The organism is Pseudomonas sp. NPDC089569, from assembly GCF_050280625.1.
Taxonomy (GTDB): Bacteria; Pseudomonadota; Gammaproteobacteria; order Pseudomonadales; family Pseudomonadaceae; genus Aquipseudomonas.
Window position 1 is genome coordinate 1 of sequence record NZ_JBNNVQ010000002.1, and the last position, 22,338, is coordinate 22,338.

The window sequence follows — 22,338 nt, forward strand, 5'->3', positions numbered from 1 at the left end:
TCCCATCGAACAATCTCGTAGGTGAGGCCGACGGATGCGGGAACGCCTTTGTCTAAGGCGCTGGCCCAGGTAGCCGAACGTTCCACCCAGTCCAGTTCGCTGATCGAGTCAGGCCTGTCGGTTGAGTTCTGATAGTGGAAGTCTTCAAACCCGATTCCCTTCAGTGCTTCGAGAAACCCGGGGTTGTTCTCCAGGTAATGGAGTGCCAACAGATCGTCACCCCATGGAATCAAGCAGACGCTCAAGGTGAAGTCCCAATCGACACTCCGCTCACCTCCGGCTGTTTTGGCTCGTTCGTGCTTGAGCACGCCGACTAAACGGCAGAACGGAGTTTCGAATTCCTTCCGTGGAAATGGGAGATAGTTGACGTCCATGTCCAGCTAGAACGTACGTTTCTTGGCGATGGTTTTGGCAATCGCGCTCTGTGCCAGTTCTACACAGTGTGGGCGGATGGCTTTGAGACGTTCCAACATCTCGGTAAGCGTGCAGTTGCGGATGATGTGTCCGTGATTGATCCGGGTGCTCATATCAAGTCTCCAAAATTCGTGGAGAAATGATCCGTTGCCTGGGTGTGTGCCACCACCCAAAAGGGGTCTCGTTTTTCCAGTGGATTTGGCCCGGCTTGGAGATGAAACCCCTTTTAATCCCAATAGGTTAGGTAGGAGATAGAACGCTGTTTATTAAGAAATTGATGTTGAGCAGGAGATGACTCGCCGTTTAATCATGGTTCAGTGGTTGTATGGGAGATGAAACTTCGCTTATTCAGGTGGATTTTTGGGTAGATAGGAGATGGGACGTCGTTTATTCAGATGGATTCAGGGGCAGGTAGGAGACGGAACCTCGTATATTCAGATTGATTCCGAGGTAGGTAGGAGATGGCCCCCAGCTTATTCAGTTGGATTGTGAGGTTAGGTTGGAGATGAACCCTCGTTTATTCGGGCTTAGGGGCTGGGGTTGATGCGGTTTGGGAGATCAATCAGGCTTTATTCGACCGATATCTGGCCATGTGAGCAGGGGGAGTGGCGATTTAAAGGGGTTTCATCTCCATACGAGAGTGCAGCTTGGGCATTTAACGCCGCGCTGAGGCACAGAATCTAACCAAAAAACAAAGACTTAAAAGGAGAAGGAAAAGAAGAAAAGAAGAGGGAATCGCTGAAAGGCCCGGTTTATAAGGGCTGAGTATCGATTAAACGCGATTCTGTCTCCTGATTAAGCTGAGATCTATCTACTGGTTAAGCGGCTAACCATCTCTTTTTACTGACTATTTACCGTTGATCTGTCTCCTGGCTTCATCACCCGTTTTCGGATTCCTGAACCTCTCCAGTCGAATATCCGCTGATTCATCTCTAGGGTGCCGGCGAATATCCGGGTTTTTATCTCCCAAATGCTCCGGTACCTCTTGTGGATAACTCTCAGATTTTGTTCGAAAAATGAGCAGAAATGAATAAACGGCGGTTCATCTCTTGGTTATCCGGCGATTGATCTCCTGCGGCTTGTCGGCGGGCTGTCAAACTCTTCCAGTTGGCCCAGCCAAAGCCAGCGACTCAATCGTGAGAAACTCTGCGCTAGGCAACTGCCCTGGTCAATGCCGCTCAGTCATTTCCCTCAGGTGCCAGGCTCGGTTATGAATATCGCCAGATCTATCTCCTGTTGAGCTAACCCTTGTCCATCAGGGTTTTGCGTCAATCCATCTCCTACCTTGTGGCCTCAATAAACACTGAAAACCCAGTGTTTTGGGGACCTCGTCGAATTATCGGCTGTTTATCTCCAACCCTTTCGTTTGCCCGAGCACGCCGGAATTACAGATTATCCAGTGATTGATCTCTAGGTCATTGGCTGGGGAGCCCTCGACCTGCACGGATTGAGGCGAATATCCGCGGATTGATCTCCTGTCGAATTACGATGGACTCATCTCCTGGCATCGGCAGCCAGGCTGGGACTGGCAATGGTCACCTGCAGGGGCTGGTATGGCTCTTTCGATGACTCCAGGGTCGATTAACCGTAGATCCATCTCCTGAAATGCTGAGAAGTAACGGCGATGCCACGGTTGTGAGGGATTAAGCGGTGCATCATCTCCCGACGCAGCACGGATTATGACGGTATCCATCTCCAGAATGACTAGTCCCAGCACATACCCACCGGCTCAAGCGATTATCCGTGGATCGATCTCCCAGGCCCGGCCGATTTAGGGGAGGCTTGCTGCCTGTTTGGGCGTTTGCAGGCGACTGGTATTAATCCAACGGTGATTAACCGGGGGAGCATCTCCTGTGCTTGCTAGAATATCCGGCGGTTTATCTCCTACATTCGGATGTGGCGCATACATGAAAGCCTGTAATCACGGGGCCATTGCGAATATCGCTCGACTCATCTCCTAGCCACTCGACTTCATCAACGGTGGATCATCCAGACCCTGGTAGAAGCCTTCGCGGGAATATTGGCCCGCTCATCTCCTACTCCAATGCTTGATTGAAAAGAAATGCGAAACGAATTCCGTACATCGAGGGAGATCAGAGCCATTTGAAAAATCTGCCCAGCGGGCCGGGCTCAAACTGCGATCCAATGTAAAATCGCGCTGCAGAACTGGTTGATTATCCCGTGATTCATCTCCTGATTATCCCGCGATCCATCTCCTAACCCCATTGCGACGGGAATACTGCCCGTCTAATGTTCTGCTCAATCGTTAAACGCCAGCCCAGAAAGGAGGAGCCGGAATGCAGCCAAGTACTTCGTACGCAAAGGACGACAAAATCGTCCTATACGGTACTAACGGTGCCTTCGTCCCTGGGAAGACAAAACCAGAAGATCGCCCTATCCAAGCGTTGAACCTGTTCCAGGGGCTGCTCTGCAACAGCCCAGAACAGCGTGAAGCATTGGGCAACGTCATCATGGCTTGGGAGCAAATCCCGAAGTTCTGTGCCGAACACCTGAACACGAAAGAGGGCATAGTCCCGAACGATTTCGTGATCAACTTCAACATCTGGGACAAACCGGCGAAGATGACTCTCTTCCCGGGCACGTACTATCCGAAAAGGAAGGGAGCGACGCCGATGCGTCGTTACCCCGGTGTAAAAGAGCAAGCCGTTGAGCAGGCCCTGATTCACCACGCCTGCCTCCAGGCAGAAGCGAAGACGGTGAATGGCCAAACTGAGTATTACGTCACTTTCTCGCTCAACTCATTGGCCAAAATCCTCAAGTCGATGGGGAGTACGATGAGCCATGGTCAGATTCGTGAAGCTTTGGAAGTGCTATCCAGTTCAATCATGACCATTGCTTACGGTGAGGACCTGATCAAGGACAATCGAGATTCGATCCTTCCATCCTTCGATCGAAACCGAGCTGACAATACGGGCGAGAATGGCAATGACCAGTGGCGTGTAAAGCTTCACTCACTGATTGCTCATTCGATCCTCAACGTGACCTATCGCCAGTTCCCATTGGGCTTAGTCAAACGGTATACGCCGGCCGGTGCGTATCTGATTCGTCTGATGCACTTCGTCATTCCGAACGTCTCATTTGTGAAGCCACTGAGTTTTAACCTGGCGGCAATGAAACCCTTCACCCCCGGCATGAACCACGTTCGTCTGGCGGGCAGTCTTGCCGCTCTGCAAAAAGAGTTCGACAAAATGATTGAAGACGGCCTGCTGGATAAGGTGGAGATCGTAGAGGTCTTTCCAGAGCGCCGGCCGCGTGGTCGCCCGGTACCTATCGACTACCACATCACACTTTTTCCTGGTGATGAGTGGATCAAGAACGTTAAGGCAGCATCGACCAGAATGGGGGCCTCTGAACAGTCGCTGGGCTTGCCTCGTAGTGAGCGCCAACAACGTCAGATGTCGCTCCCGAACCTCTAAGCCTGCGGCTTGTTGCTCGTTACTGCATCAGCGGGTTAGTGAGGTTTTCCTCACGAATAGCCTTGATCACGTTGATCAGGGCTTCGCGAACTTTTGGCGAGCGCCCGCCGCCCATTATCGCAGTGCAAAACTCCACGCTACTTGCCTGCCCCTCCTTGTCGATGATGGTTACGATCACGTCGGCGTCACCGTCCAGCAAGAACTGCAAACGCCCGCGCCCCATATCCTCCCGCCGTTCGAACTGCGTTAGAAGGGGTACCGGTTCTGCAGCCTTGTCATCTTGTTGTCTCAAGTACTCCCGTGCGGCCTCGATCACCTGACGGCCGAAGTAATTGCACTCCAATGGGCAGCCATCCTCTTCCAGTGGCATCCGTCGGACTTCGTCGATCGCAAGTTGACTGATTGCTACCATTTTTCAGCTCCTGCTGCTTAAACCAAGTCGTGGCCAGTGAGGGATCGATACCGCTCGCTGATGTTCCCCAGTTCTTCGCGCATACCCTGTCTCTCGGTCCTGGTGAAGTAATCTGTGTAGGCCGAGCGGAGCATTTTTTCTTTCAGGGCTGCGTGGGTGGTCGCCAGCTCGCCGGCCGTGCCGCCTAACGCCAGGCCGCAGGTTGGAAGGTGCTGAGTAATTTGACGTTTCATCCTGATTTTCTTCTCTCTTCGTTCAATTCGTATCCGGGCTTGCCGCTCATGCGAGTAGCCCTGGTCAAATCCAAATTTTCTGGTGAGCAAAGAATCGTGGAAAAGCTGGCGTGCCAACAGCCACACCAAGGATGATTGTGTCGTTAGAATGGAGACAGCTTGTTTCCCACGTTTGGATGTGACCCGTTATGAACGAACAGCCCAGTCAAGAAGTGATCATGAACGTGGATGTGGAACTCGACGCTTGTGGCTTTCCTTGCCCCATTCCGCTGTTGAAGACTCGTCTTGAAGTGAACCGCATGGACGCGGGCCAGATTCTGAAGGTGATTTCGAATGACGCGGGCACGAAGCGCGATTTCCGGACATTCGTCTCCCAAAGCGCTCATGAGTTGGTGCGGGAAGAGGAGGAGAGGGGCGTTTACTGTTTCTGGCTGCGGATCGGCACAGCCTAAATTCATTCGCGCCATGGGCCAGGTAACCTCCGCCGGGCTGCTACCGTCGGCGGCGTTTCCTGGCCCTGCGGGCTTTAGAACAGGGATGCCTGCTCTGTCAGAGAGTGAACCGGGAAGTGGCTTGCAAACAGGTGCTCTGTTGTCACTGTCAACTCCTCGGCCGGCTCGGATTCCAGCGCCAGCTGGCCACGACCCATGGCGCTTTCCAGTGAGTACCCTCGCCGCAATTTGAATTCAAAGAGTTCGGTGAAATGCGCCGGCGTACGCCACGAACCGAACTCTTCCAGTGTTAGCGTGTTGCCATGAACGACGATCGCCGGGATGTGCATCAGGCTCAGGTGTAGGTAGGCCATGTGCACGGCACGTGCGTCGATGTCTGTCAGGGTAACGTGCAGGTTCTGTTGGTAGTTTATCCCCAGTTCGCGAATCGCCGTAGCGAACGCAATGACCATCGCCGCGGACCCACACGATGGTTCGCTCAGGCGGAAGAAACCACGCTCTTCAATCTCGGCTTTGATCTGGCTACCACAACCTACGATCAATTTGCCCATGAGTTCGCAGATATGAGGCGGCGTGAAAAATTGCCCGGTCGCTTTGTTAGCTGCGTCGAGTTCGTGAAACAACCGTCCCAGGATGTCACTTGGCTCGCTTTCCATGGCCATAGTCAGTTCTGCGAGCAGGTCGCCAAAGATGTGCTGGTGTTTTTTCTGATACTTGCCAATGAGTTTCAGGTAGCGGGCCTCACGATTAACCCGCAGGCGCAGATCAATTCCGTTGCTGTATGCAATCGCACCCATCTCTACGAAATCAGCGAAGACCTCGCGCCGGGAGACGTAGTTGATGGTGTCGATGAGTTGGACCATTGATTTGATGTGCTGCTGAGCGTTCGGCATTGTGACTCCTTAGGGGGGGATTGGAGTCAGTTTGTCGGTTGACGGCTGTGCCACCAGCCGGGCTCAAGAGAAATCGGTAGCGAATTTCGTCCACCTTTGTGGGGCATATCGCTAAATTGGTTGTGCGAATTTTTGGTACCTGGTTTGGCTTGCCGGAATACGATCTGTCGATATTCTGCTGCGAAGGTTCTTGCTACCTGGCCCATCTGAGATTGCCGGCCTGGCTAATGCTGCATCGATTGCGTTTTGAAATCCGAATACCACCTTTGAGCTTCCGCGGCCGGATCTTCGGCTATAGAAGGCCTGATTTGCTTGATGGAAACGAAGCCATGCCAACACCCATACCTCCGGCCGAATCCCTGGAAAAAATTGCATCGCAGGCCGCTAAAGAATTAGGTGCTGTGCTTGCGATCGGGGACGAACTAGAGCCAAGTGACATTCCGATTATTCGTGGCCGGTTGAACGAAGTGATCGAGGCTGTGAACGCTGCCATTCGCGCCTGTGAGGATCGACAAAGTCCCTCGCTGTGAACAGCCACCACGGATTGCAAGCCGCTGCCCATCAAGTTCGCCAGAACCAAGGCGAGGAATTCACGTTAAATCGAAAGGACAAAACATGAAGAAGTTTTTTGCGTCGGTCTTGTTGTTGACTGCTGGTGTCGCTCAGGCAGATTTCCCCCCAGGGATGCCGCCAACAGCATCTGCCATGACTGCGCGTGATGACTGCTTTCAGACCGTTCGTGGGCGCGTTGACGCGTCAGCACGGAAGAACGGTTTTCAGGTCCTGCGCATGATCGAGGGATACGGTTCAGAGATGGCGAATGGTAACTATCAGTGCATGGCCAGATTTGCAGTGAGTACGCCTGGAAAGGGCGAGCAAACCAGTTGGCACGAAGCTGTGATTGATGCCAGCAAACAACCTTCTTACTAACGCCGATCTCGAAAATGAAGTCGCCGGCAGGTGGCGCAACGGCAATGTACACCTACGACTGATCCCGCGAATAAATGGTGGCAGTGGATGCGCTTTCGGAGCCGACACTCGCGATTCGAGAAAACGAGCGCGTTTTGAGCGTGTGACATCGAATGCATCAGCATGCGAAAGCTTTCGCCTAAATGTGTTACGAGGCAGCGCCATTTCCTAGATGGTGGGGTTTGCGTCTCAATAGTTATCCGTCGGTGAGCATATCGCTCAACATCTCTTCGTCAATCTCAGGAGCGTACAACGAGCCCTTAAGGGACTGGATCTCTGTTATGTCCCGAATGACCTTTTCAGTATTCAATTCCTCAGTCCCGATAAAGCCCGTATGCACAAAGGCAAACGTCGACTCTGTGATAACCAGGCCTTGGAGATCAGCCTGCCCCTCAGAACCTATCCACTCGTCTGGGTGATAGTCCATTCGAATAGCCTTCAACTGGTGCTGAGCAACGATTGCCTGCCCCTCCTGGACTTTAACCAACAACGCGCCCATGTCGTTTACAACGGCCAGAGAGACATAGCTCTCGCAACCTAATCCATTTTCCCAAACCTTGAAGTAGCCTTTGACTACGCGCGCCGGTAGATCAAGGTTGGGGGCAAGCGATGCTTGCAAGTGGGGGTGAGTGAACGGTGCGGTGGCCATCGTTGTGTTCCTGTATTGGATTCGATGGGAACCATGTTGTTACGTGACGTTGCGTGCCAGGAGCCACACCGAAGAGTTTTTGATGGGCAAATGATGAGTGACAGAGACTCGATTGCAGGGTCGCCCCATCGCTTGGTTGCCAAGGTCTGGACACGTAAATAGACCACAACGGCATGATTGTTCGCTCTCCATGATCACCACGTAATCATTGGTGATAGGCTTCTTGGGGGGATTTGACTCCATCTCTATGGGTCGATTCAGATCCGCGATCTCGAATGGGCTGACTGACTGAGGAAAACGACATGCCAGATAGTCGTAAAATTGAAATCGCAGCAAATGGAACGTTCCGACGTTCTGCTGGACCATACGATCAAAAATCCAGACTCCCGCTTTATGAGGTTGATGTTATGGCTGTTAATGCGGAAGCGGCCCGACAGGTCGATGTCGATTCAGAGATTATGGGCGTTGGCGAGAATGCCACCTGGATCTGGAAGATCACGAACAAATCGCGTTGGCCCGTATTCATCACACTCAAGAAAGATGGAGCGCCTGAGTAATTCAGGAGAATTTATGGATAGCTACGAAGGGTATGACGAAAAGGTTCCTTTTCAAGATCCCAAAAAAATTGGTCAGATGGAAATTTATTCGGCCCTAAACAGCCTGGTGTTCTTTTCAAGCAATCTTGACTTCAGCAACCAGGCGATGAATATCACCATTGTGGATGAGTTCATCATGGACCTCGAATACCGATACCTTCGCAGTAAATTTGAAGAGACAAATACTCTTTACCAGTCGACATTCCTCGCAGCCCAGTCTCAGATGTGGATTTTCTCCGCTTATGAGCTCATGCGTACCTGGCGCGAGAAAATTAGTCAGTACCTCAAAGCTGCTGATAATGGCGGGCTGCCGCAAATACTGAAGGAGCTGCAGAAGCCCATTGACTATGAGAATTACACCATCCAAAGACGCATCGACGAAATCACCCAACTCATCAAGAATACAGAGCTTGTCGAGACGCTGAGGCATGACCTGAAGCGAACTCAGATGCTATTCACTCAGATGGAGCTGTTGCGGATGTCGCTGGCAAAGCATCAGATGCGAAAGCGACCTAAAGCGGCTGTCCTGGAACCTACGGTTGGGTATATGAATCGCTGGTGTGGGTCATTGGAGTATCAGATAAATAACGGTCAGGCCATCATCTGCAATCTGAGTCGAAGGGAAATTGCGGATGGGCTTCGAGCAATACCGACAATGACCGTGCCTACAGACGAAATTCTCAAATCATTTGAGGCGGCCATGCGTGCGCCTACTAATGATGAGTTCAAGTGAATGTTTGAAAGGAGTCGTAACTCGTGAAAGAAAGCACCTGGAATGTCTTGAAAACCCAAAATCGCGACCTGCCCACAGTCCATGGATTCGTGGATGAAAACGGCTATCTGATTATTCAGAATGACAGTGCCGGGCTCGCGATTTTCACCAGGGAGATGGTTGGTATGGCAGATTCATTGCGAGGGGCTGACCTTCTGCATGTCACTGAACCTCAGGAATATTCGGGATCGTGGCGCTGTGTGGGTAGAGATACCTTGCGTGGAGACGCAAATACGCCTTACCCACTGATGTTCGCAAGAATTTCCTCCGATTTAGCTGACAGCACACCACCTCTGAATAGCTAGTAAATCGCATCGACCGCTTTATGGAGTACCCAACGACTCCACTGACGTTAAAGGTCTAACTGGCATGCTATCCCATCCCCCCTAGTCCCATTTTTGGTGGCAAGGGGGCTGGTGCAAATTTCGTCAGAGCCTTCGATTTTCGGCAGCTGTATTGGTCTGTTGGCCGATCTATTCGACATTCTGCCGGTAGGTGGGTCTTTCGTGATCCGCGGCCGTTGGTCACGACTCGAAATTAAGCAAATCAGAATCGGCTCATAGGCTACGCATGTGGATTTTGGGTAGCAGCCATTTTCAGAACCCCGCATTTGATCCTGAAGCTGGCACTTGGATCGGGGGGAAGGTAAAGGCTACGTGGAAGGTGTAGCGGTCGGGGCGGTAATCGCGACCGCTGTGTCGGCTCGGCCGTTAGTCAGCCGGGTGCAGCCAACCCTTTTGAATTTCAGATCCATGCGCGCGTACGAACGCTTTCATGGCATCTGACAATGGCGGTTCGATGTAAAAGTCCCCGTACTGTTCCAGATAATAGGTCCAGCGTTGAACAAGTAGTCCATGACGCCTGTACTTGGGGGCAAGCCAAATCCATTGCAGACTCCACTGTTTTGAACCGCCTTCCGCGGGCTGCAGGGCAAATGCACACGCGCCTGCAATACAGCCATCCGGGCCAGCGGGAATCAAGTAGCCGTGCCAGTCTGGCCCGACACTTCTGTGTTCATCTCCGGGCCACTGTATAAAGTCGTAGCCGAATTCACGTTTGAAGCTGATCGCCCTACGAAACACCTCCCGTTGAATTCCCATAGGGCTGTTGTCGTCAACACGCTCAGCGTTGAAGCCCGGTGCAAATCGTTTGGCCAAGAGTGCGTTTGGGGACGGATCAAATAAGCGTTGAGCCCGTTTGTGTATCTCTCGATGAGCCCTGGTTTCTGATGGTGTGTTGGTGCAGTAGGTGTGATTGCAATAGGTGCACGTTTTAACAATTTGTTGTACCTGGCGATGCTTTGGCCCCCGAACCTCCAAGGACAGTGCCTGGCCATTTTGGCGAGTCATCTTGTATCGGTAGCCGGCGGCACAACGAAATCTTTCCTCTTTAGGTAAGGAGTGATCACGCTCCAGCGATGATCGAAGCGTCGTTATGCTTTTCCCGACGGACAGCTGGTAGGTGAGGATTTTGTGCTCAGCGGTGGTGAGGAGGGGTTTGTTCTCAACCATCGGAGTCAACGCATCTACCAGGAGAGCTGGATTGGTGCGAAGGCCCAACGATTCCATGAAAATGAGTAACCCTGCAGCATCCGTGGCGGTGAAACCTAAAAAACCCATGACGTCGTCGTCGAGATGTTGCGGCTTATGAAAAATCGACTGGCATGGGATGTCGAACTGCGTTACCAGCCAATCAACATAATGCCTAATTTGCCCGTACTGGCGGTCCTCTTTTGTTTCAAGGTGGTCGCACAGGTCAACAAGGGTTGAAGCTTGTTTCTCGATTAGGCGGCGCTCATAGCTGCTCAAGCTCTTCCGCGGAGTCGATGCAGGGCTTGGGTCCTTAATTAGCTCAAATAGGCCTTCCAGCAGATCGCACGAGTTATCAGTTTTCATCAATGCCCCCACACCCGGTCGCACGGCGCAGGGTTCCACCCGGAACGGCCGGCAGATAGAGGGACGCCCTTGGCCGTCAGTTGAAGATGCTGCTCGATCATTTCGAATTCCCTTTTCATTTCCCAAGTCGTGATTCTAACGGACCTACTTCGTTTGGGTTGCATGCAGATTGTTGTGACCGAAGCTTGGCTTGGGACCACTACAGGAAAATATTCAGCCAGGCTCGTGGCACGCCAAGAGGGGGGTGAGCATGAGAGCTGTCCGGACAAAAGCAAATGGCCGAGTCCCGAAACCAAAGTCCGACCGCTAACAGGGAAAATCATGATCAACAAACCTGCCGAACCTAACCTAGACCGAATCCTAATGTCGGCTAAGTACCGCTATTCCGTCACTGGCGAGACCGCCAACCTGGTCCAAGATCTGGAGAGTGTTGTCGCGGCGTGCTGGGGGCAAATGACTTCGTTGCAGCGAGAGCAGCTGATGTCATGCGCCGCGGTGGCAAGCTTGCTAAATCCGGTTCAAGCAGCGCAACCGACACCGGTGGCACTGCCTCACTATCACCATATCGTCACGTATTCATCCGACGCCGATGAAGAAAACATGTTCCAGTCCATGTTGGTTCTCTGGTACCAGGTGGCTGACATCCTTCGCCAGATGCCCGCCGGGACCATTGCCAAGTACCAAGGTGGCAACCTGTTTGTGGGGGCGTTGGATGGCGAGCTCTATATGTTCGACTCGCCAGATCTGGATGGTGCCAGCCAAACATTCAACATGTTCCGGCCGGACGATTTTAATGGTATCGGGGAAAGCGACCTGCAGGACATTCGTGATCAGTTGGCCGTGTGGCTGCAAAACCCAACCTACGACGACTCGGTGAGCCCTGATTCAATTTCGGAGGCGATCATTCACAACTACGGTGACTCCCACAGTGAGCAGCATTGGGCCTGGGATGGGGTTGTGGGCCGCTGAGTGGGCGTCCGCTCGTAGACTCAAGCCTTGGGAAAACCCAGGATTTTATTGGAACCTTTGCACTGGCGTTGCCTGTAATATGAGGACGCACCGCGCAATAATGGTAACGGGAGACAGAACCATGCTAATTCAGGAAGATAAGGTCTATCGCTTCGCGAAGAGCGGCAATCTGGTTCGAACCAAGTGTTCGACAGACTACGGAGGAAAGGGCAACTGGATAGTCGCGCGCGTTGATACCGGCAAGGAAATGATCGTACGTGGTGCAGCGCTACTTGATCCCAATGATCCTGCTTGGTCATAGGTCGTCGAGCGGTCTTAGATCTGCCCATCCCGCATTTGAACGGTCTGCTTCTCAGCGATAGCGTTATGTCACTCAAGGAAGTGGGGAATGGCTGGTACGTTACATTTCGATTTACCTCAAGTTACTGAAAGCCAATCTGGGCGTCACGCGGGGCCTCCCGGAGAGGACGCGTACCGGGCGGAAGCATCCCTGCTCCTTGCCAGTTTCGTATCGGCGCGGGCGGATGGTGCGTCCGATCTGCTAATCGAGATTGAATGCGACATTGGCGCTTTTGTTTGTCACCTGGCGCGGGAGGTTGAGGCCGGTGTAACAGATGCCAGCGTCCTGGAGTTCTATACCGGTCATTTCAGCGAAATGGCCAGGTGACGGTGCTGATTGTCAAAGCTGGGTAGCGCTCGGTATCTGAATCACCAATCGCGCCCCACGGCGGGCTCTACTGTCAGTACGCAGAGCCGCCTAATCGCTCATAACGGCACCATTTTTCCAGCGCCGCCTTCTGGCACACTAAATCGAAGTTAGGATTCTCTCATCAACTCAAATGAGGGGTACCTAGGATGACCCAGCACACCACAGCCATGACCCCGATTCAGGGCTATTTCGTCGATTGGAATGGTCATGTCCGACAGGTCAGCAAGCCAGGCGCGGGCTTCAAATGCGTTTCAGGCGTTGATGCTCGGTTTGTTGAGGTTCTAGGCAGTGATGGGGGCGTCATTCACGAGGCCGACCTTTGGTTAAGTCTCGACGACCTCAAAGCTGCCGGCATCCCCATAAAGTTGATCGACCGGGAACCGACGTTCCGTCCTGCGGGGACATGTAACGGAACCCCAGCCTGACCCACTAAAGTGGCACATCGAATGCCCAACACAGCGGAGTAGTGCACCATGATTTATGAGCAGATGCAGGCGGAACTTAAAGAACTGCTGGGGCTGGTTCGCCAAGATGGTGAGTACACCGCAGCAGTCCGCTATGGCGCTGTACAGCCTGATGAGGCCACTCACCGTGCTCACCAGAACCGTGCCGTCCGGATTGATGAACTGGCTCGGAAATATGGCGCGCTCTAAAGTAATTTTACCTGGTGGTGGCACGCGTTCTGAGACAGCACCATGGACTGGACCTTTCGAACGTAGCAAGCAGCCGGAAATCAATCGGTGAATCCGGCTCTTTCTGCGAATGCCCTGGAGAACGCCATGCAGATTGAAGCCCCTCAAGCCACCCTTGACCTGATTACCAGGCTCAAGCAGTTGCACCCCGAGCTGCACTGGGGAACGTACCCGCTTTGTGACTACGACCAATGCGCCGAGCTCGATGCTCCCGATGTGTTGGTGACCTTTAGCGACGATGTGGATGGTGATCCCATTCCTGACCCGTTCTCTAACTACCAAGGCTACGAATGCGTCCCCTCTCAGTGGGGTGTCACGCTCGAGGCTGCCGAGTTGATGCGTGCTCACAATAAGGTCTTTGTGGCGAAGTACCCGAAATTCGATGGACCGCGTAGCAAGGCTTAAGCCCGGTCTCGGACATTTCATTTCCAGTTGTAAGCTTTAAGTTTACAACTGATCTACCAACCCCGATGAGTTGATGGTTCACGTTGAGCCGCCATCTTGCTGATCACGCTTCAAAGAGGAATTTGCAATGTCGCACGAACAATCGACTAGCTTCCGCGCCGTAATTGATGATGCCCTGGCCAAGCGTAAGCAAGAACCAAACTCTCACACGCTGCATTCCCAATTCAAAGTGCCGCTGTACGTCGTAGGCATGTGCGAGGCGATGCTTCAGTTGGTCCATGCCGGCGGTAACAAGGTGGTAACCCTGCGAGACCTGGTGGTGCTTGAAGGCACCTGCACCGGTGCCGACTACGTGGAAAAGTTTGCGCTGCGCAGCGAGCGCCTGGCGGCCGCCTGATCGGGGGAGCACCTAAAGGCAGCAGGAAAAGTGAAGTCCAAAAAAGCCCGCGTGATGCGGGCTTTTTCCTGTGTGGTTTTCAATAGTCTTCGGGCAACATCAATGTCGTCGCTGACCGATCCCATTCAGTAATCACGAAGATGTCGACATAGCGACCATTGGGAGCCTTGATGTTGTACTTCGCAACAACCCGCCCTGGTGACGTGGCGTCGAGCGCCTCATCGTTCAACGCTTTGGAGCGTATAGACACGAGCCCCCAGTCACCGAATTGGTACTTTTGCAATACCGTGTGCACGGCTGTATTCAGCTGGGTTTCGTTGGGGAAGAGAGCAACGAAGTTGCGAGTCCAGACGACCTTACCCAGTTGAAGAACCGGCTTAAGGGTTAGATTCTCTGCGCGTTGAGTCGAGATTTGCTGTTGTACCTGGGCTGCGTTCATGTGACACCTGATGTCTGATTAGAAACGCAATGGTCGCAGCTGCCAGGAGTGCCACCAGGGGGCTAGATGGTGTCTTGCAAAATATGGTGCGGATCACGGTAGATTGGCGTTTCCGGAATCTGGCAGGTCTCCCATGAAGCACCGGCGTACAGTTTTGTGGCCACTTTGATTCGGCCGGACAGGCTCTCGGATTCGTAGGTGCCTTCAAGGCTTACGAGGCAAGCGCGAAGGGCTGCTTGCTGCATTTCAGTGAAGGTATTGAACGTCATATCGATTCCCGTGACGACGGGCCCGACAATCTCACCCTTCAAGTATCGTTCCCGAGCGTTGGAATCGAACATCGGCGACGTAGCCTTAAGGAGTCGATAAAGATCCTTGCCCGAAAGCTCGTTGGCTGCCGCGATAATCCCTCTGTCCCGCTCACTCAGCGTGCCCATGCGTTCAACATAGGCGATGGCCATCAAGCGCCCCAGGTCTCGATCGCTCGCCGCCAGCTGCGCGAACTCCTCTTTGAACTGTCCAAGGGGTTGATCTGATTGTTTCGCGGCGATGAACTGGTCCATGACGTCAAAGGCGTGCTGGCTGAATGCCTGATAATCGATAACCCGCTCGACGGCACGCACGCTGAATATCAAGATGGCGACCAGTAGAGTGACCGCAACGATAGCCCGCGTCGGAGCGTGGCTCCGGGCGATCTGGCTAGCTTCAGATTTTTGCTTCCTTTCCATGCTGACCTCGGTCAATGACTATCGAAGCTCTATCAGAGATCGCATCATAGACCAGCCAACTATTATTGGCTGTGCACCGGGGACTCAATCGGCGCGCTATTGGGGTTGGTACCGCCAGGAGAGCAGAACTAAGGGACTTCAGAAGCCGTCTGGCGGCTGTTCAGCGGCAAGGCAAGCGCTTCTTCAAGAGTACGCCGTCCGCCGAGCATACGACGTCGTAGAGTCACGTAACTCACCGTACTCAGCTGCAAACCCACGTAGTGTATTTCGTTTGCCGAAGGCCTCACGCTGGTAGTGGGGCTGATTGTGTGGCCGCCGCGGACCCTGGCGGCTTGCATGGCGGGGCTTGTGCGCCGGGCGGCATCACATGCTGCGCTATGACCTGGCCCGGGCCAAGCGATAAGTGGCATCGCGGCAAGCATTAGGTCAAACCGTTTCCGGCTAACGCCCAGTGCTTTTCGCGTCATGGTACGCGACCAGCGATTTGCCGCTGCTTCACGTATGAAAGTTTCAGTTTCGCAGCTCATTGGAATTCCCGTGCATCCTTGACTCGAAAAGCGCGGTCGCCTCCATCAGGAGCTCAATTGACCTGGCAAATTTGCATCGGCCTACCGATTTAGTTTAGTCATGATGGATCTGCCGGAGTGTGAGGGGGGCCGAAGACCCCCTACGGGACATCAAAGGCCTTTCAGTGCCTCGTTTACGAACTCAATGAGGTCGTCCCCATACTGGGCGCTCAGGCGTGCTTTCACCGCCGGCGTGAACCGTTCCCCGAACACCGTGACCTTGGTTGGGGCCGAACGCAACAAGATTAGGGTCTGAGAGCGGGCCGCGACCTTCAACTCCTTCACCTGGTCCATCTCGTCGGCGATCTGGGCCACCGCAAGACTCATGTAGCCGCGCGCCGTATTCGTGTCAAAGGATCGTTTTGCTGGCTTGGTCGCGTCAATCCTGAAGCCGCCTGCTTTAAGTACATCGACCATTTGCTGCATCAATGCGTCATCGATGATCAGCTTGATCTCACGCTTGATGTCGCTACCGCTTGCGTTGCCAACCCTCGCTCCATAGAAGAGTATGTGCGCTGTCCAGGATCGATGACCGCTCTCCGCTGAGGGGCCTTTCAAGCCCGACAGGGTTACGCCAACTGCCTTTGCTGCCTTGAGATTTTCGAACATTTCCGTGGCCTCGCCTGTTGTAGTGGAGAGGTCAGGTTCGGGCGGTCTTGGCTGTGCCAGAATCAGGCTAGGATGAAAATCTAGAGGGACGAAAATAGGACTCAGAAATGAAAAAGCCCGTTGCAAGGACGGGCTGTTTATAGGGCAAGGTGGGGTTCAGTTCGCGCTCTTTACATCAGACAGATCGGCCTGGGCCGGAAATCCACCGCCATGATTTCAGACTTCGTTGGATCAAATATTTCCATGTATTCGTGGACAAGAGCAAAACGCTTGATGATCAGCGTCACGACCTACAGAACCTTGCCAGCCTTTGGCGCGCCGTAGACACCCAGAATCTTCCAGTGGGTTTCCAGGATGGCAGTTGTGGTGCTCTCAAGATCTTCGATGCTGCACTTCAAGTGTTTTGACTTGACCACGTCGGCCGCGATTTTGCGATCAACAAGCACTGCGCGAGCGGCTTCCAACAATGCCGGCCTGGTATCGACACCAGAGAACTGGACGCAGAGCTCGAATTGCGTTGGGCTCATTTTCATGACGGTCTCCGTGTAAACAGCTCGGAGAATCGATGCGTAGTTGCTCTGTCCTTGGCGAGTCACCTTCTCTGCATACGGTGCCCTGGCGTCCGCGGGAGCCAGGCCGTCCACTAGCATTGGCCGCACTGCCGCGAGCAGTTGATCCGGTGTTTCCGGGTTATACAACTTCGCGCAAAGCTCAAAGAGCTCCGCGGACATGGTGAGGGTGATTGTTGGTTTCGCGCCCATGGTGGTTCCAGTGGGTGGGTTTATCGGAGAAGCGTCATTATCGTCGATCACCAGGCGGTGGCACGACTTAATCCTTAAGCCCGGTTTTCAACTACGGTGCCAGCCGGCGGCGACAGCTTGTTAGATAGCACGATCTTGAGTACTTGAATGCCCAGTGCGGACAGCGTGAGCTCGAAGCTGTCCTCAGATGCCTTGAGTTTTTCGGGCATCTGGCCGATGAACCCTTTCTTGGCACAGTCCCGGGCGGTGCGCCACTCGTCCCGCTGGCATTCGACGGAACTGGACTCGAGCACAACTTCCTCGATCGACTCGAGAAACTCGCGTTGGATCGAAGTGAGTTTTGGCACCAGCTTGCCGGCCTCAAGGCTAAGCATGTGTGTGGCCAACGCTTCTGGTTTGATCTTCACCGAAGCCCAGGACGCGAAGCTACCCAGTAGCATGGTCGCTTCACGAATGTTGGTTGATTGGGCGGCTGCCAGTGTTTTGTAGTGGACGCTCTCCTGGTCAAGATCCAGTACCTGGCGAACTCCAAGCTTGCCGTCCGAGTAAATGCAGCCTGCCGTGATGTCTGTGCGTTTCATTTGAGGGTCCTTGCGTTGAGTGTCATGTCATCCTGCAGTATTGGAATACGTGCCTGAACCAGTCACTTTGAAGGTCGAGTTGAATCGATAATAGCGGCTGGTAGGCCTCAGCTGTGCCACAGGTTTTGAAGCAGCTTGAGATGCCCCCGCTGGGCACGACTGATGCGTGAGACAGGTTCTGAGGTGTACCGGTCCCACTGGCCACGATCGTTGATCTTCTCGATCACAAACGGACATTCGTCTCGTAATCTGAACAGATAATTGATCGCACGGCGGCATTTGGTGCAAATCCCGAGACCTTCGATTCGAACGACCCCGGGCAGCAGTGTCGCTACGTTGCATCGGAAGTGCGCCGGCTCAATGTCCCTCTGGCAGGTTGAGCAGCTGACGGTGAGGACTGTAAGTTTGAAGCCAGATGGGAAAACCATGGGCAAGAAGTCGGACATTGGGTTCCCGCCTTCAAATCGCGCCTTGAACTCTGCGCGCTGCTCTTGGGATATCACTTGAGTTGTACTGCCCATGCTGTTCGACTCTGATGAAGTTCATCACCAGAGTCGCCCAGGGTTGCGTGTGCCAGAAGCCCGGTGACCTAGGGTCGAAGGAGTGAATTAAAACAGGTAAAACGGCTCGAACCCTGGGTCGTTGACGGTAACCAGTGTACGTTCACCGATTTGTTTTATTTCCAGTTGGTATTCGCCACTGGTAGTCGTGCAGGTCAGCTTCTGGGATTCGATAAAGCGGCAGGTGTCAGTTTGAGAAACCCAGATAGGAGCGTAGGTCAGTGGCGATGTGTCTAATTGATTGCCCTCAAACTGCTCCATGATTCGAATGGCAAACCCATCCCTCAGAGCCATCGATTTGGTGACGGTTGGCGACTCACCCAGCGAAACCTGATACTGGGAAATGAGATCTGGTCGGTGCAGACCCAAGCTTCGTTTTAAGGGGGGGTTGTCCAGCAGAGTAAACGCCCACCAAAAGCCATCTACCGATGGCCACTGCTCGCCACCGATGTCGTTGAACTTGTACTTCTGTGAGATCTTGTAAAGTGTTTTCTGATTGCTTTGATCTGAGTTTTGGAGCTTTGTACCTACTGGTTTTGACTCGGACATGTTGAAAAATACTGAGTCGGTTTCAAGTTTCGAAACTTCCAGCAGGTACTTGGCGTTTTCATCAACTTCTTGTTGGACATAGTGAGTCAAAACAAAGTTTGCGGCGCAGCACATCGCAAAGACGCTTGCGACACCAATCGTGAAAATAGTGAATGTTGTCCTCGTGGCTTTGTTAAGGCGCATCGTAGCTTCTCGTTCTGAGTTGTGTACCTACACACCTTAGCGACGCTAGGGCCGTAGTCCGGAACGGTTAGTCTTCCCTATCGAAATTGAGCTGCCAAACCAAAACAGGGTCTAGAAATTCGCAGGCCCGGTAGGTAGCTGAGAGCCGTTCGTGGCTTTCGGTTCCTCGAATGCGCCGTACTCGTCAAACTCCCCATCGACGTCATAGCCGGCAGCATGGCATCGCGTCTGACTCCAGCCCAGCCTTCGCTCCGCCGCTACGATCGCATGCCGAATGCTCCTGTTCTGAGCGAGGATATCCGCATAGCTGCGTTTGATCGCCGACTGGCGCGCGAACGCCAGGGCGGAAACCATTTCACAGCGGTACCGGCGCAGTGTCGGGATGATAATGGCGCAAACGTTGCCCCGGGTGCCGGCGTCGCCGGCGTTGAAGGCGTGGCAGATGCGTACAAAATTCTGAATGGTCTGGAGATCCGTCATGATCACTCTCCGGACCTAGAAGCCGAAACCGATTTGCACCGGCTGTGAGGTCGGCGCGGGGAGCGTAGGCGCTGCATCCGGGGCCTTGGCCTTAGGTGAGAGCCATTGGGGCTCCTGAATTTCACGAACCTCGACCCGCAGCTGCTGCACCTTGAGGAATGCGTCGATGTATGGTCGGGTGATACTGCCGCGAAAACCTTTTTCAGAGAGATTGATGCCTGAAGTGCCTTCCCGGTTTGCGAGAATGTAGGAGCGATTCATGTGGATCACCTGAACGAGTCCGCTGGCGTAATACCCGTCAATCAAGGCGACAAACTCATCCATGTTTCCGATCTGACCAGCCACACTGTCACGGTTGATCTTAAGCAAACGTTGCGCCTTGCGTAGCGCATCCTGTTTCGGATCGGTTCCCGCCCATTCCATCAAGGCCTTACGGGAAGCGCCGATCGCTTTCGGCAGCTTGAGGCCTGTGACATCGCAGAACACCCCTTTACCGGTCTCGTTTAGGCCATTGGTAATGAACTCCAGCGAGTAGAAAGCACGGTCAAGGACGGCCCTGGCGAAGTCAATGTGATAGTCGCGAACTACATCGGGAAACTGGTTGCCCTTCTCGCGCATTGCCTTCATGTACCGCGTGGCGATGGCCATCTCTACTTCTTCGCGGGGAAGACCCGATTCGATCAGTGGAGTAGCAGCTTCAGAAATGGGTGGGGACATGACGACCTCGAATCAATTTGTTGATGTGCCCATCTTGAGCGGCAGTAACGTGTGCCAGAAGGGTGCTGTGGCGAAAGTCGTCGTGGCGCTCATCAAACTGAATCCTCTGTTTGGACTCGAAGTTGGGGGAGTAGGGCTTGAGCATCCAATGTAGGATTTCGGACCGGCATTTTGAATTGCAGGAGAACACACTGACGTTATGATCGTTGTTCGGCCAAACGATTGCTCTTGGCACAGCGCCTGGTAGGTGGCGTGAAAGGAGGAGGGGTTTGCAGTGGCGTGGCATTTAATCGACTCAGTCACCATTGAAAAACCAGTATTTGGTGACCCCTGCAACGGCTGCGGTGTTTGTTGCATCGCTCAGGTCTGTGACTTAGGCAAAGAGCTGGGTGATGACCAAAGCTGCAAGGCGCTCATTCGAAACCCCGATCGCAGTGTTTCCTGCGGCCTGGTTGTAGACCCGTACCGGTTCACGCCTGAGAGCGAATTGGTCGATTGGAAGTTTATTGATGTGCAGGGAGGCGGGCATGCTGGCGAGGATAGGCTCAAAAAATTGAATGCTTCTCTACTTGGGGCCGGCCGCGGCTGTGATAGCGATGATGCCGCCGTCCAGGCTCTTCTTTCGGAGGCTCATGCACATCAGCAACTGAAGCTCCCGAATGTCACTACCGTTTGAGCTCTCGGTTCGGGAATGAATCCAGTACCAACGTCTTCTGGGATTTAAACCATCATGAAGAACTAGCAAATCACCTAATCGCCGGCCCAAAAACTAGATCGGGTTACGGCTCTACAACGGGAACATCCCCAGGGCGTGTTTCCAGAATTGCGGTCTCGATGGCCGATTACCTGCATCTCAAATGGAGTGGTTCGATGAGCAAAATAGAGTCAGGGAATTTCTCAAAGGTAGCAACTCGAGTTTTCCAACTGCCTCGCGATGAAGTCAAGCGCACGCGCTTTTTCGAAGGCCTTGCCGCGTTGATGGTCGAATGCGATACATCGGTGATCGCCAGCTCGGTACACCATGAGATGGACTATGCCGATAAGCTCGAAGCAGAGTTGAAGCATTCCATTGGCGACATGGGCGTTGAAGACTTGCGCCAGCAATTCGAACGCTCAGCTCGTCCACCACAACAGATGTAAATGCCTGCGCATGATGAGGGTTACCGAGACGGCGAGGTCTGCCCGCGAATACTCGGAAAAGTCTCGGGATCAACACAAGTAACTGTCACTGCAGCGCGCAGATCTTGATAAGTGACTGCGCGCTTTATTTTCAGCCTCGGCTATTGTTGGGTTGGTAAAAACCACATGAGCCGAGGACACAATGAAAACGGAAGCTTTCGCGCGCCCCACCGTTGGTGGTGTTGCCCTCATGGCTATCATCTCGCTCTTGCCCTTTCAATCTGCAAATGCTGACAAGCTTATTGGCGGCTGCGGGTTTGACCTTAAATCTTTGACTTTCAAGGGTAGTGACCTGCAGCAGGCGAAATGCCTGCTGAGACCTACATTGCCTGCAGGTCATTTGGGGGCAGAGTTGGCGACCCTACCAGCTCCACTTGAGCATGTCCTAGGGACCTCCTTTCGGTTGGACCCATTGGCTTTCCGCGCCTACTTGAAGACTCAACAGGTGGGCCCCAACAGCCTGGGTGGAGATATAGAGACTCCGCTTTCCAAGTCCGCGGTGGGACCAGGTGCGAAGTACTTCGTCATTCACGATGTCAGCTGGAATCTCTGTGATGACAAAGACTCCAAATCGTTGAAATCAAACCAGCCTGACGCGCCCTGGAATCAGATCTCAAGATGGGACAACGATGACGAGGCCCATCTGTACATTACTCGGGATGGGAAGTTAATTGCCCCACAAGGCCGGACATTTGCAACCCCGTGGGCCGCTACGAAACTCGAGAAGGTGGACAAAAGCCTCACGCGCGGAAGGTTTCTGCACATAGAAAACGTCCAATTAAGGACAGTGGATGTGAAGGAAGGTCAGAACCCTAGGTTCACTGAGGGTAAATACAAAGACGATTGTATCAATGATCGGATCGCGGAAAAGCCCGGCTTTACCCAGGTGCAGTACGAACGCTTGGCGTTGGTATACATCGCTGCAAGCCACCGAGCCGGCCAATGGCTAATACCGGCTTACCACCTTGCAGTGGATGACGGCCTTAAAGGCGGACACGATGACCCTCAAAACTTCGATCTCAATGTTTTCGGAAGCAAGATCTGTGGCCACCTGGCCGCGTTAGGCCGGAAGGAGTGTGCGCCTTAGTGCGA

At 53.4% G+C, this 22,338-nt stretch carries 31 protein-coding genes and 1 pseudogene; 17 read left to right on the forward strand and 15 right to left on the reverse strand.

The window, feature by feature from the left end; translation table 11 throughout:
* Positions 1-374: pseudogene (locus ACQKP2_RS00975) on the reverse strand (hypothetical protein); the annotation flags it as partial.
* A gap of 6 nt (positions 375-380) precedes the next feature.
* Positions 381-527 carry a hypothetical protein gene (locus tag ACQKP2_RS00980; protein ID WP_427573654.1) on the reverse strand — a complete coding sequence of 49 codons (147 nt, stop codon included), beginning with the start codon at positions 525-527 and terminating at the stop codon, positions 381-383.
* A gap of 2,184 nt (positions 528-2,711) precedes the next feature.
* On the opposite strand from ACQKP2_RS00980, the gene ACQKP2_RS00985 reads away from it, so the two are divergent.
* Positions 2,712-3,851: a hypothetical protein gene (locus tag ACQKP2_RS00985; RefSeq protein WP_427573655.1), complete on the forward strand. Its 1,140-nt coding sequence runs from the start codon at positions 2,712-2,714 to the stop codon at positions 3,849-3,851.
* Between the two features lie 19 nt (positions 3,852-3,870).
* Here the strand turns inward: ACQKP2_RS00985 and ACQKP2_RS00990 are convergent, their stop codons facing one another.
* Both ACQKP2_RS00990 and ACQKP2_RS00995 read right to left on the reverse strand, forming a co-directional pair.
* Complete coding sequence (locus tag ACQKP2_RS00990) at positions 3,871-4,263, reverse strand: hypothetical protein (RefSeq protein WP_427573657.1); 393 nt, start codon at positions 4,261-4,263, stop codon at positions 3,871-3,873.
* Between the two features lie 17 nt (positions 4,264-4,280).
* Positions 4,281-4,613: a hypothetical protein gene (locus tag ACQKP2_RS00995; RefSeq protein WP_427573659.1), complete on the reverse strand. Its 333-nt coding sequence runs from the start codon at positions 4,611-4,613 to the stop codon at positions 4,281-4,283.
* A 71-nt stretch (positions 4,614-4,684) separates the two neighbouring features.
* Here ACQKP2_RS00995 and ACQKP2_RS01000 point away from each other — a divergent pair, with 71 nt between their 5' ends.
* Positions 4,685-4,948, forward strand: coding sequence for a sulfurtransferase TusA family protein (locus ACQKP2_RS01000; protein WP_427573660.1), 264 nt, complete (start codon positions 4,685-4,687; stop codon positions 4,946-4,948).
* Positions 4,949-5,022: 74 nt separating this feature from the next.
* Here ACQKP2_RS01000 and ACQKP2_RS01005 read toward each other — a convergent pair whose 3' ends face one another.
* Positions 5,023-5,841 carry an N-6 DNA methylase gene (locus tag ACQKP2_RS01005; RefSeq protein ID WP_427573662.1) on the reverse strand — a complete coding sequence of 273 codons (819 nt, stop codon included), beginning with the start codon at positions 5,839-5,841 and terminating at the stop codon, positions 5,023-5,025.
* Positions 5,842-5,939: 98 nt separating this feature from the next.
* Between ACQKP2_RS01005 and ACQKP2_RS01010 the strand changes: the two genes are divergently transcribed.
* Positions 5,940-6,371 carry a hypothetical protein gene (locus ACQKP2_RS01010; protein WP_427573664.1) on the forward strand — a complete coding sequence of 144 codons (432 nt, stop codon included), beginning with the start codon at positions 5,940-5,942 and terminating at the stop codon, positions 6,369-6,371.
* A gap of 85 nt (positions 6,372-6,456) precedes the next feature.
* Positions 6,457-6,771: a hypothetical protein gene (locus ACQKP2_RS01015; protein WP_427573666.1), complete on the forward strand. Its 315-nt coding sequence runs from the start codon at positions 6,457-6,459 to the stop codon at positions 6,769-6,771.
* A gap of 235 nt (positions 6,772-7,006) precedes the next feature.
* Here the strand turns inward: ACQKP2_RS01015 and ACQKP2_RS01020 are convergent, their stop codons facing one another.
* Positions 7,007-7,459, reverse strand: a complete 453-nt coding sequence (locus tag ACQKP2_RS01020) for a hypothetical protein (protein ID WP_427573668.1) — start codon at positions 7,457-7,459, stop codon at positions 7,007-7,009.
* A gap of 302 nt (positions 7,460-7,761) precedes the next feature.
* On the opposite strand from ACQKP2_RS01020, the gene ACQKP2_RS01025 reads away from it, so the two are divergent.
* The 3 genes from ACQKP2_RS01025 to ACQKP2_RS01035 are packed head-to-tail and all read left to right on the forward strand — an operon-like array spanning position 7,762 to position 9,132.
* A complete protein-coding gene (locus ACQKP2_RS01025) occupies positions 7,762-8,016 on the forward strand; it encodes a hypothetical protein (protein ID WP_427573669.1) in 255 nt (84 codons plus the stop codon).
* Positions 8,017-8,029: 13 nt separating this feature from the next.
* Positions 8,030-8,788, forward strand: a complete 759-nt coding sequence (locus ACQKP2_RS01030; protein WP_427573670.1) for a hypothetical protein — start codon at positions 8,030-8,032, stop codon at positions 8,786-8,788.
* Between the two features lie 23 nt (positions 8,789-8,811).
* Positions 8,812-9,132 (forward strand): hypothetical protein, encoded by a 321-nt coding sequence (locus ACQKP2_RS01035; RefSeq protein WP_427573671.1) that lies wholly within the window; start codon positions 8,812-8,814, stop codon positions 9,130-9,132.
* 405 nt (positions 9,133-9,537) lie between these two features.
* Here the strand turns inward: ACQKP2_RS01035 and ACQKP2_RS01040 are convergent, their stop codons facing one another.
* Positions 9,538-10,722 (reverse strand): hypothetical protein, encoded by a 1,185-nt coding sequence (locus tag ACQKP2_RS01040; RefSeq protein ID WP_427573672.1) that lies wholly within the window; start codon positions 10,720-10,722, stop codon positions 9,538-9,540.
* Positions 10,723-11,043: 321 nt separating this feature from the next.
* On the opposite strand from ACQKP2_RS01040, the gene ACQKP2_RS01045 reads away from it, so the two are divergent.
* The 7 genes from ACQKP2_RS01045 (at position 11,044) to ACQKP2_RS01075 (ending at position 13,894) form a co-directional block, all read left to right on the forward strand.
* Positions 11,044-11,691: a hypothetical protein gene (locus tag ACQKP2_RS01045; RefSeq protein WP_427573674.1), complete on the forward strand. Its 648-nt coding sequence runs from the start codon at positions 11,044-11,046 to the stop codon at positions 11,689-11,691.
* Positions 11,692-11,812: 121 nt separating this feature from the next.
* Positions 11,813-11,992 carry a hypothetical protein gene (locus ACQKP2_RS01050; RefSeq protein WP_427573675.1) on the forward strand — a complete coding sequence of 60 codons (180 nt, stop codon included), beginning with the start codon at positions 11,813-11,815 and terminating at the stop codon, positions 11,990-11,992.
* A gap of 87 nt (positions 11,993-12,079) precedes the next feature.
* Positions 12,080-12,358: a hypothetical protein gene (locus ACQKP2_RS01055; protein ID WP_427573677.1), complete on the forward strand. Its 279-nt coding sequence runs from the start codon at positions 12,080-12,082 to the stop codon at positions 12,356-12,358.
* Between the two features lie 188 nt (positions 12,359-12,546).
* A complete protein-coding gene (locus ACQKP2_RS01060; protein ID WP_427573678.1) occupies positions 12,547-12,825 on the forward strand; it encodes a hypothetical protein in 279 nt (92 codons plus the stop codon).
* Positions 12,826-12,873: 48 nt separating this feature from the next.
* Positions 12,874-13,053 (forward strand): hypothetical protein, encoded by a 180-nt coding sequence (locus tag ACQKP2_RS01065; RefSeq protein WP_427573680.1) that lies wholly within the window; start codon positions 12,874-12,876, stop codon positions 13,051-13,053.
* Positions 13,054-13,179: 126 nt separating this feature from the next.
* Positions 13,180-13,497, forward strand: a complete 318-nt coding sequence (locus ACQKP2_RS01070; RefSeq protein ID WP_427573681.1) for a hypothetical protein — start codon at positions 13,180-13,182, stop codon at positions 13,495-13,497.
* A gap of 127 nt (positions 13,498-13,624) precedes the next feature.
* Positions 13,625-13,894, forward strand: a complete 270-nt coding sequence (locus ACQKP2_RS01075) for a hypothetical protein (protein WP_427573682.1) — start codon at positions 13,625-13,627, stop codon at positions 13,892-13,894.
* 79 nt (positions 13,895-13,973) lie between these two features.
* Here the strand turns inward: ACQKP2_RS01075 and ACQKP2_RS01080 are convergent, their stop codons facing one another.
* The 8 genes from ACQKP2_RS01080 to ACQKP2_RS01115 all read right to left on the reverse strand — a co-directional run bounded on the left by ACQKP2_RS01080 (position 13,974) and on the right by ACQKP2_RS01115 (position 20,067).
* A complete protein-coding gene (locus tag ACQKP2_RS01080) occupies positions 13,974-14,333 on the reverse strand; it encodes a hypothetical protein (RefSeq protein ID WP_427573684.1) in 360 nt (119 codons plus the stop codon).
* A gap of 62 nt (positions 14,334-14,395) precedes the next feature.
* Entirely contained in the window at positions 14,396-15,061 is a 666-nt protein-coding gene (locus tag ACQKP2_RS01085) for a hypothetical protein (protein WP_427573685.1), read from the reverse strand.
* Positions 15,062-15,738: 677 nt separating this feature from the next.
* On the reverse strand, positions 15,739-16,236 hold the full coding sequence (locus tag ACQKP2_RS01090; protein ID WP_427573686.1) for a hypothetical protein: 498 nt from the start codon (positions 16,234-16,236) through the stop codon (positions 15,739-15,741).
* Positions 16,237-16,526: 290 nt separating this feature from the next.
* Positions 16,527-16,997, reverse strand: a complete 471-nt coding sequence (locus ACQKP2_RS01095; RefSeq protein WP_427573688.1) for a hypothetical protein — start codon at positions 16,995-16,997, stop codon at positions 16,527-16,529.
* Between the two features lie 74 nt (positions 16,998-17,071).
* Positions 17,072-17,578: a hypothetical protein gene (locus ACQKP2_RS01100; RefSeq protein ID WP_427573689.1), complete on the reverse strand. Its 507-nt coding sequence runs from the start codon at positions 17,576-17,578 to the stop codon at positions 17,072-17,074.
* A 608-nt stretch (positions 17,579-18,186) separates the two neighbouring features.
* Positions 18,187-18,870: a hypothetical protein gene (locus ACQKP2_RS01105; RefSeq protein WP_427573690.1), complete on the reverse strand. Its 684-nt coding sequence runs from the start codon at positions 18,868-18,870 to the stop codon at positions 18,187-18,189.
* A 111-nt stretch (positions 18,871-18,981) separates the two neighbouring features.
* Positions 18,982-19,350 (reverse strand): hypothetical protein, encoded by a 369-nt coding sequence (locus tag ACQKP2_RS01110; RefSeq protein ID WP_427573692.1) that lies wholly within the window; start codon positions 19,348-19,350, stop codon positions 18,982-18,984.
* 15 nt (positions 19,351-19,365) lie between these two features.
* Positions 19,366-20,067, reverse strand: a complete 702-nt coding sequence (locus ACQKP2_RS01115) for a hypothetical protein (protein WP_427573693.1) — start codon at positions 20,065-20,067, stop codon at positions 19,366-19,368.
* A gap of 274 nt (positions 20,068-20,341) precedes the next feature.
* On the opposite strand from ACQKP2_RS01115, the gene ACQKP2_RS01120 reads away from it, so the two are divergent.
* The 3 genes from ACQKP2_RS01120 (at position 20,342) to ACQKP2_RS01130 (ending at position 22,333) form a co-directional block, all read left to right on the forward strand.
* Positions 20,342-20,743, forward strand: a complete 402-nt coding sequence (locus tag ACQKP2_RS01120; RefSeq protein ID WP_427573694.1) for a hypothetical protein — start codon at positions 20,342-20,344, stop codon at positions 20,741-20,743.
* Positions 20,744-20,937: 194 nt separating this feature from the next.
* On the forward strand, positions 20,938-21,207 hold the full coding sequence (locus ACQKP2_RS01125; protein WP_427573695.1) for a hypothetical protein: 270 nt from the start codon (positions 20,938-20,940) through the stop codon (positions 21,205-21,207).
* 181 nt (positions 21,208-21,388) lie between these two features.
* Complete coding sequence (locus tag ACQKP2_RS01130; RefSeq protein ID WP_427573697.1) at positions 21,389-22,333, forward strand: hypothetical protein; 945 nt, start codon at positions 21,389-21,391, stop codon at positions 22,331-22,333.
* The last annotated feature ends 5 nt before the right edge of the window (positions 22,334-22,338 follow it).

Bases quoted from the DNA above. Each gene is read 5' to 3' on its own strand.
- ACQKP2_RS00980 (WP_427573654.1), bottom strand. From the start codon at position 527: ATGAGCACCCGGATCAATCACGGACACATCATCCGCAACTGCACGCTT.
- ACQKP2_RS00985 (WP_427573655.1), top strand. From the start codon at position 2,712: ATGCAGCCAAGTACTTCGTACGCAAAGGACGACAAAATCGTCCTATAC.
- ACQKP2_RS00990 (WP_427573657.1), bottom strand. From the start codon at position 4,263: ATGGTAGCAATCAGTCAACTTGCGATCGACGAAGTCCGACGGATGCCA.
- ACQKP2_RS01000 (WP_427573660.1), top strand. From the start codon at position 4,685: ATGAACGAACAGCCCAGTCAAGAAGTGATCATGAACGTGGATGTGGAA.
- ACQKP2_RS01005 (WP_427573662.1), bottom strand. From the start codon at position 5,841: ATGCCGAACGCTCAGCAGCACATCAAATCAATGGTCCAACTCATCGAC.
- ACQKP2_RS01015 (WP_427573666.1), top strand. From the start codon at position 6,457: ATGAAGAAGTTTTTTGCGTCGGTCTTGTTGTTGACTGCTGGTGTCGCT.
- ACQKP2_RS01020 (WP_427573668.1), bottom strand. From the start codon at position 7,459: ATGGCCACCGCACCGTTCACTCACCCCCACTTGCAAGCATCGCTTGCC.
- ACQKP2_RS01025 (WP_427573669.1), top strand. From the start codon at position 7,762: ATGCCAGATAGTCGTAAAATTGAAATCGCAGCAAATGGAACGTTCCGA.
- ACQKP2_RS01030 (WP_427573670.1), top strand. From the start codon at position 8,030: ATGGATAGCTACGAAGGGTATGACGAAAAGGTTCCTTTTCAAGATCCC.
- ACQKP2_RS01040 (WP_427573672.1), bottom strand. From the start codon at position 10,722: ATGAAAACTGATAACTCGTGCGATCTGCTGGAAGGCCTATTTGAGCTA.
- ACQKP2_RS01045 (WP_427573674.1), top strand. From the start codon at position 11,044: ATGATCAACAAACCTGCCGAACCTAACCTAGACCGAATCCTAATGTCG.
- ACQKP2_RS01050 (WP_427573675.1), top strand. From the start codon at position 11,813: ATGCTAATTCAGGAAGATAAGGTCTATCGCTTCGCGAAGAGCGGCAAT.
- ACQKP2_RS01055 (WP_427573677.1), top strand. From the start codon at position 12,080: ATGGCTGGTACGTTACATTTCGATTTACCTCAAGTTACTGAAAGCCAA.
- ACQKP2_RS01060 (WP_427573678.1), top strand. From the start codon at position 12,547: ATGACCCAGCACACCACAGCCATGACCCCGATTCAGGGCTATTTCGTC.
- ACQKP2_RS01065 (WP_427573680.1), top strand. From the start codon at position 12,874: ATGATTTATGAGCAGATGCAGGCGGAACTTAAAGAACTGCTGGGGCTG.
- ACQKP2_RS01070 (WP_427573681.1), top strand. From the start codon at position 13,180: ATGCAGATTGAAGCCCCTCAAGCCACCCTTGACCTGATTACCAGGCTC.
- ACQKP2_RS01075 (WP_427573682.1), top strand. From the start codon at position 13,625: ATGTCGCACGAACAATCGACTAGCTTCCGCGCCGTAATTGATGATGCC.
- ACQKP2_RS01080 (WP_427573684.1), bottom strand. From the start codon at position 14,333: ATGAACGCAGCCCAGGTACAACAGCAAATCTCGACTCAACGCGCAGAG.
- ACQKP2_RS01085 (WP_427573685.1), bottom strand. From the start codon at position 15,061: ATGGAAAGGAAGCAAAAATCTGAAGCTAGCCAGATCGCCCGGAGCCAC.
- ACQKP2_RS01090 (WP_427573686.1), bottom strand. From the start codon at position 16,236: ATGTTCGAAAATCTCAAGGCAGCAAAGGCAGTTGGCGTAACCCTGTCG.
- ACQKP2_RS01095 (WP_427573688.1), bottom strand. From the start codon at position 16,997: ATGGGCGCGAAACCAACAATCACCCTCACCATGTCCGCGGAGCTCTTT.
- ACQKP2_RS01100 (WP_427573689.1), bottom strand. From the start codon at position 17,578: ATGAAACGCACAGACATCACGGCAGGCTGCATTTACTCGGACGGCAAG.
- ACQKP2_RS01105 (WP_427573690.1), bottom strand. From the start codon at position 18,870: ATGCGCCTTAACAAAGCCACGAGGACAACATTCACTATTTTCACGATT.
- ACQKP2_RS01110 (WP_427573692.1), bottom strand. From the start codon at position 19,350: ATGACGGATCTCCAGACCATTCAGAATTTTGTACGCATCTGCCACGCC.
- ACQKP2_RS01115 (WP_427573693.1), bottom strand. From the start codon at position 20,067: ATGTCCCCACCCATTTCTGAAGCTGCTACTCCACTGATCGAATCGGGT.
- ACQKP2_RS01125 (WP_427573695.1), top strand. From the start codon at position 20,938: ATGAGCAAAATAGAGTCAGGGAATTTCTCAAAGGTAGCAACTCGAGTT.
- ACQKP2_RS01130 (WP_427573697.1), top strand. From the start codon at position 21,389: ATGAAAACGGAAGCTTTCGCGCGCCCCACCGTTGGTGGTGTTGCCCTC.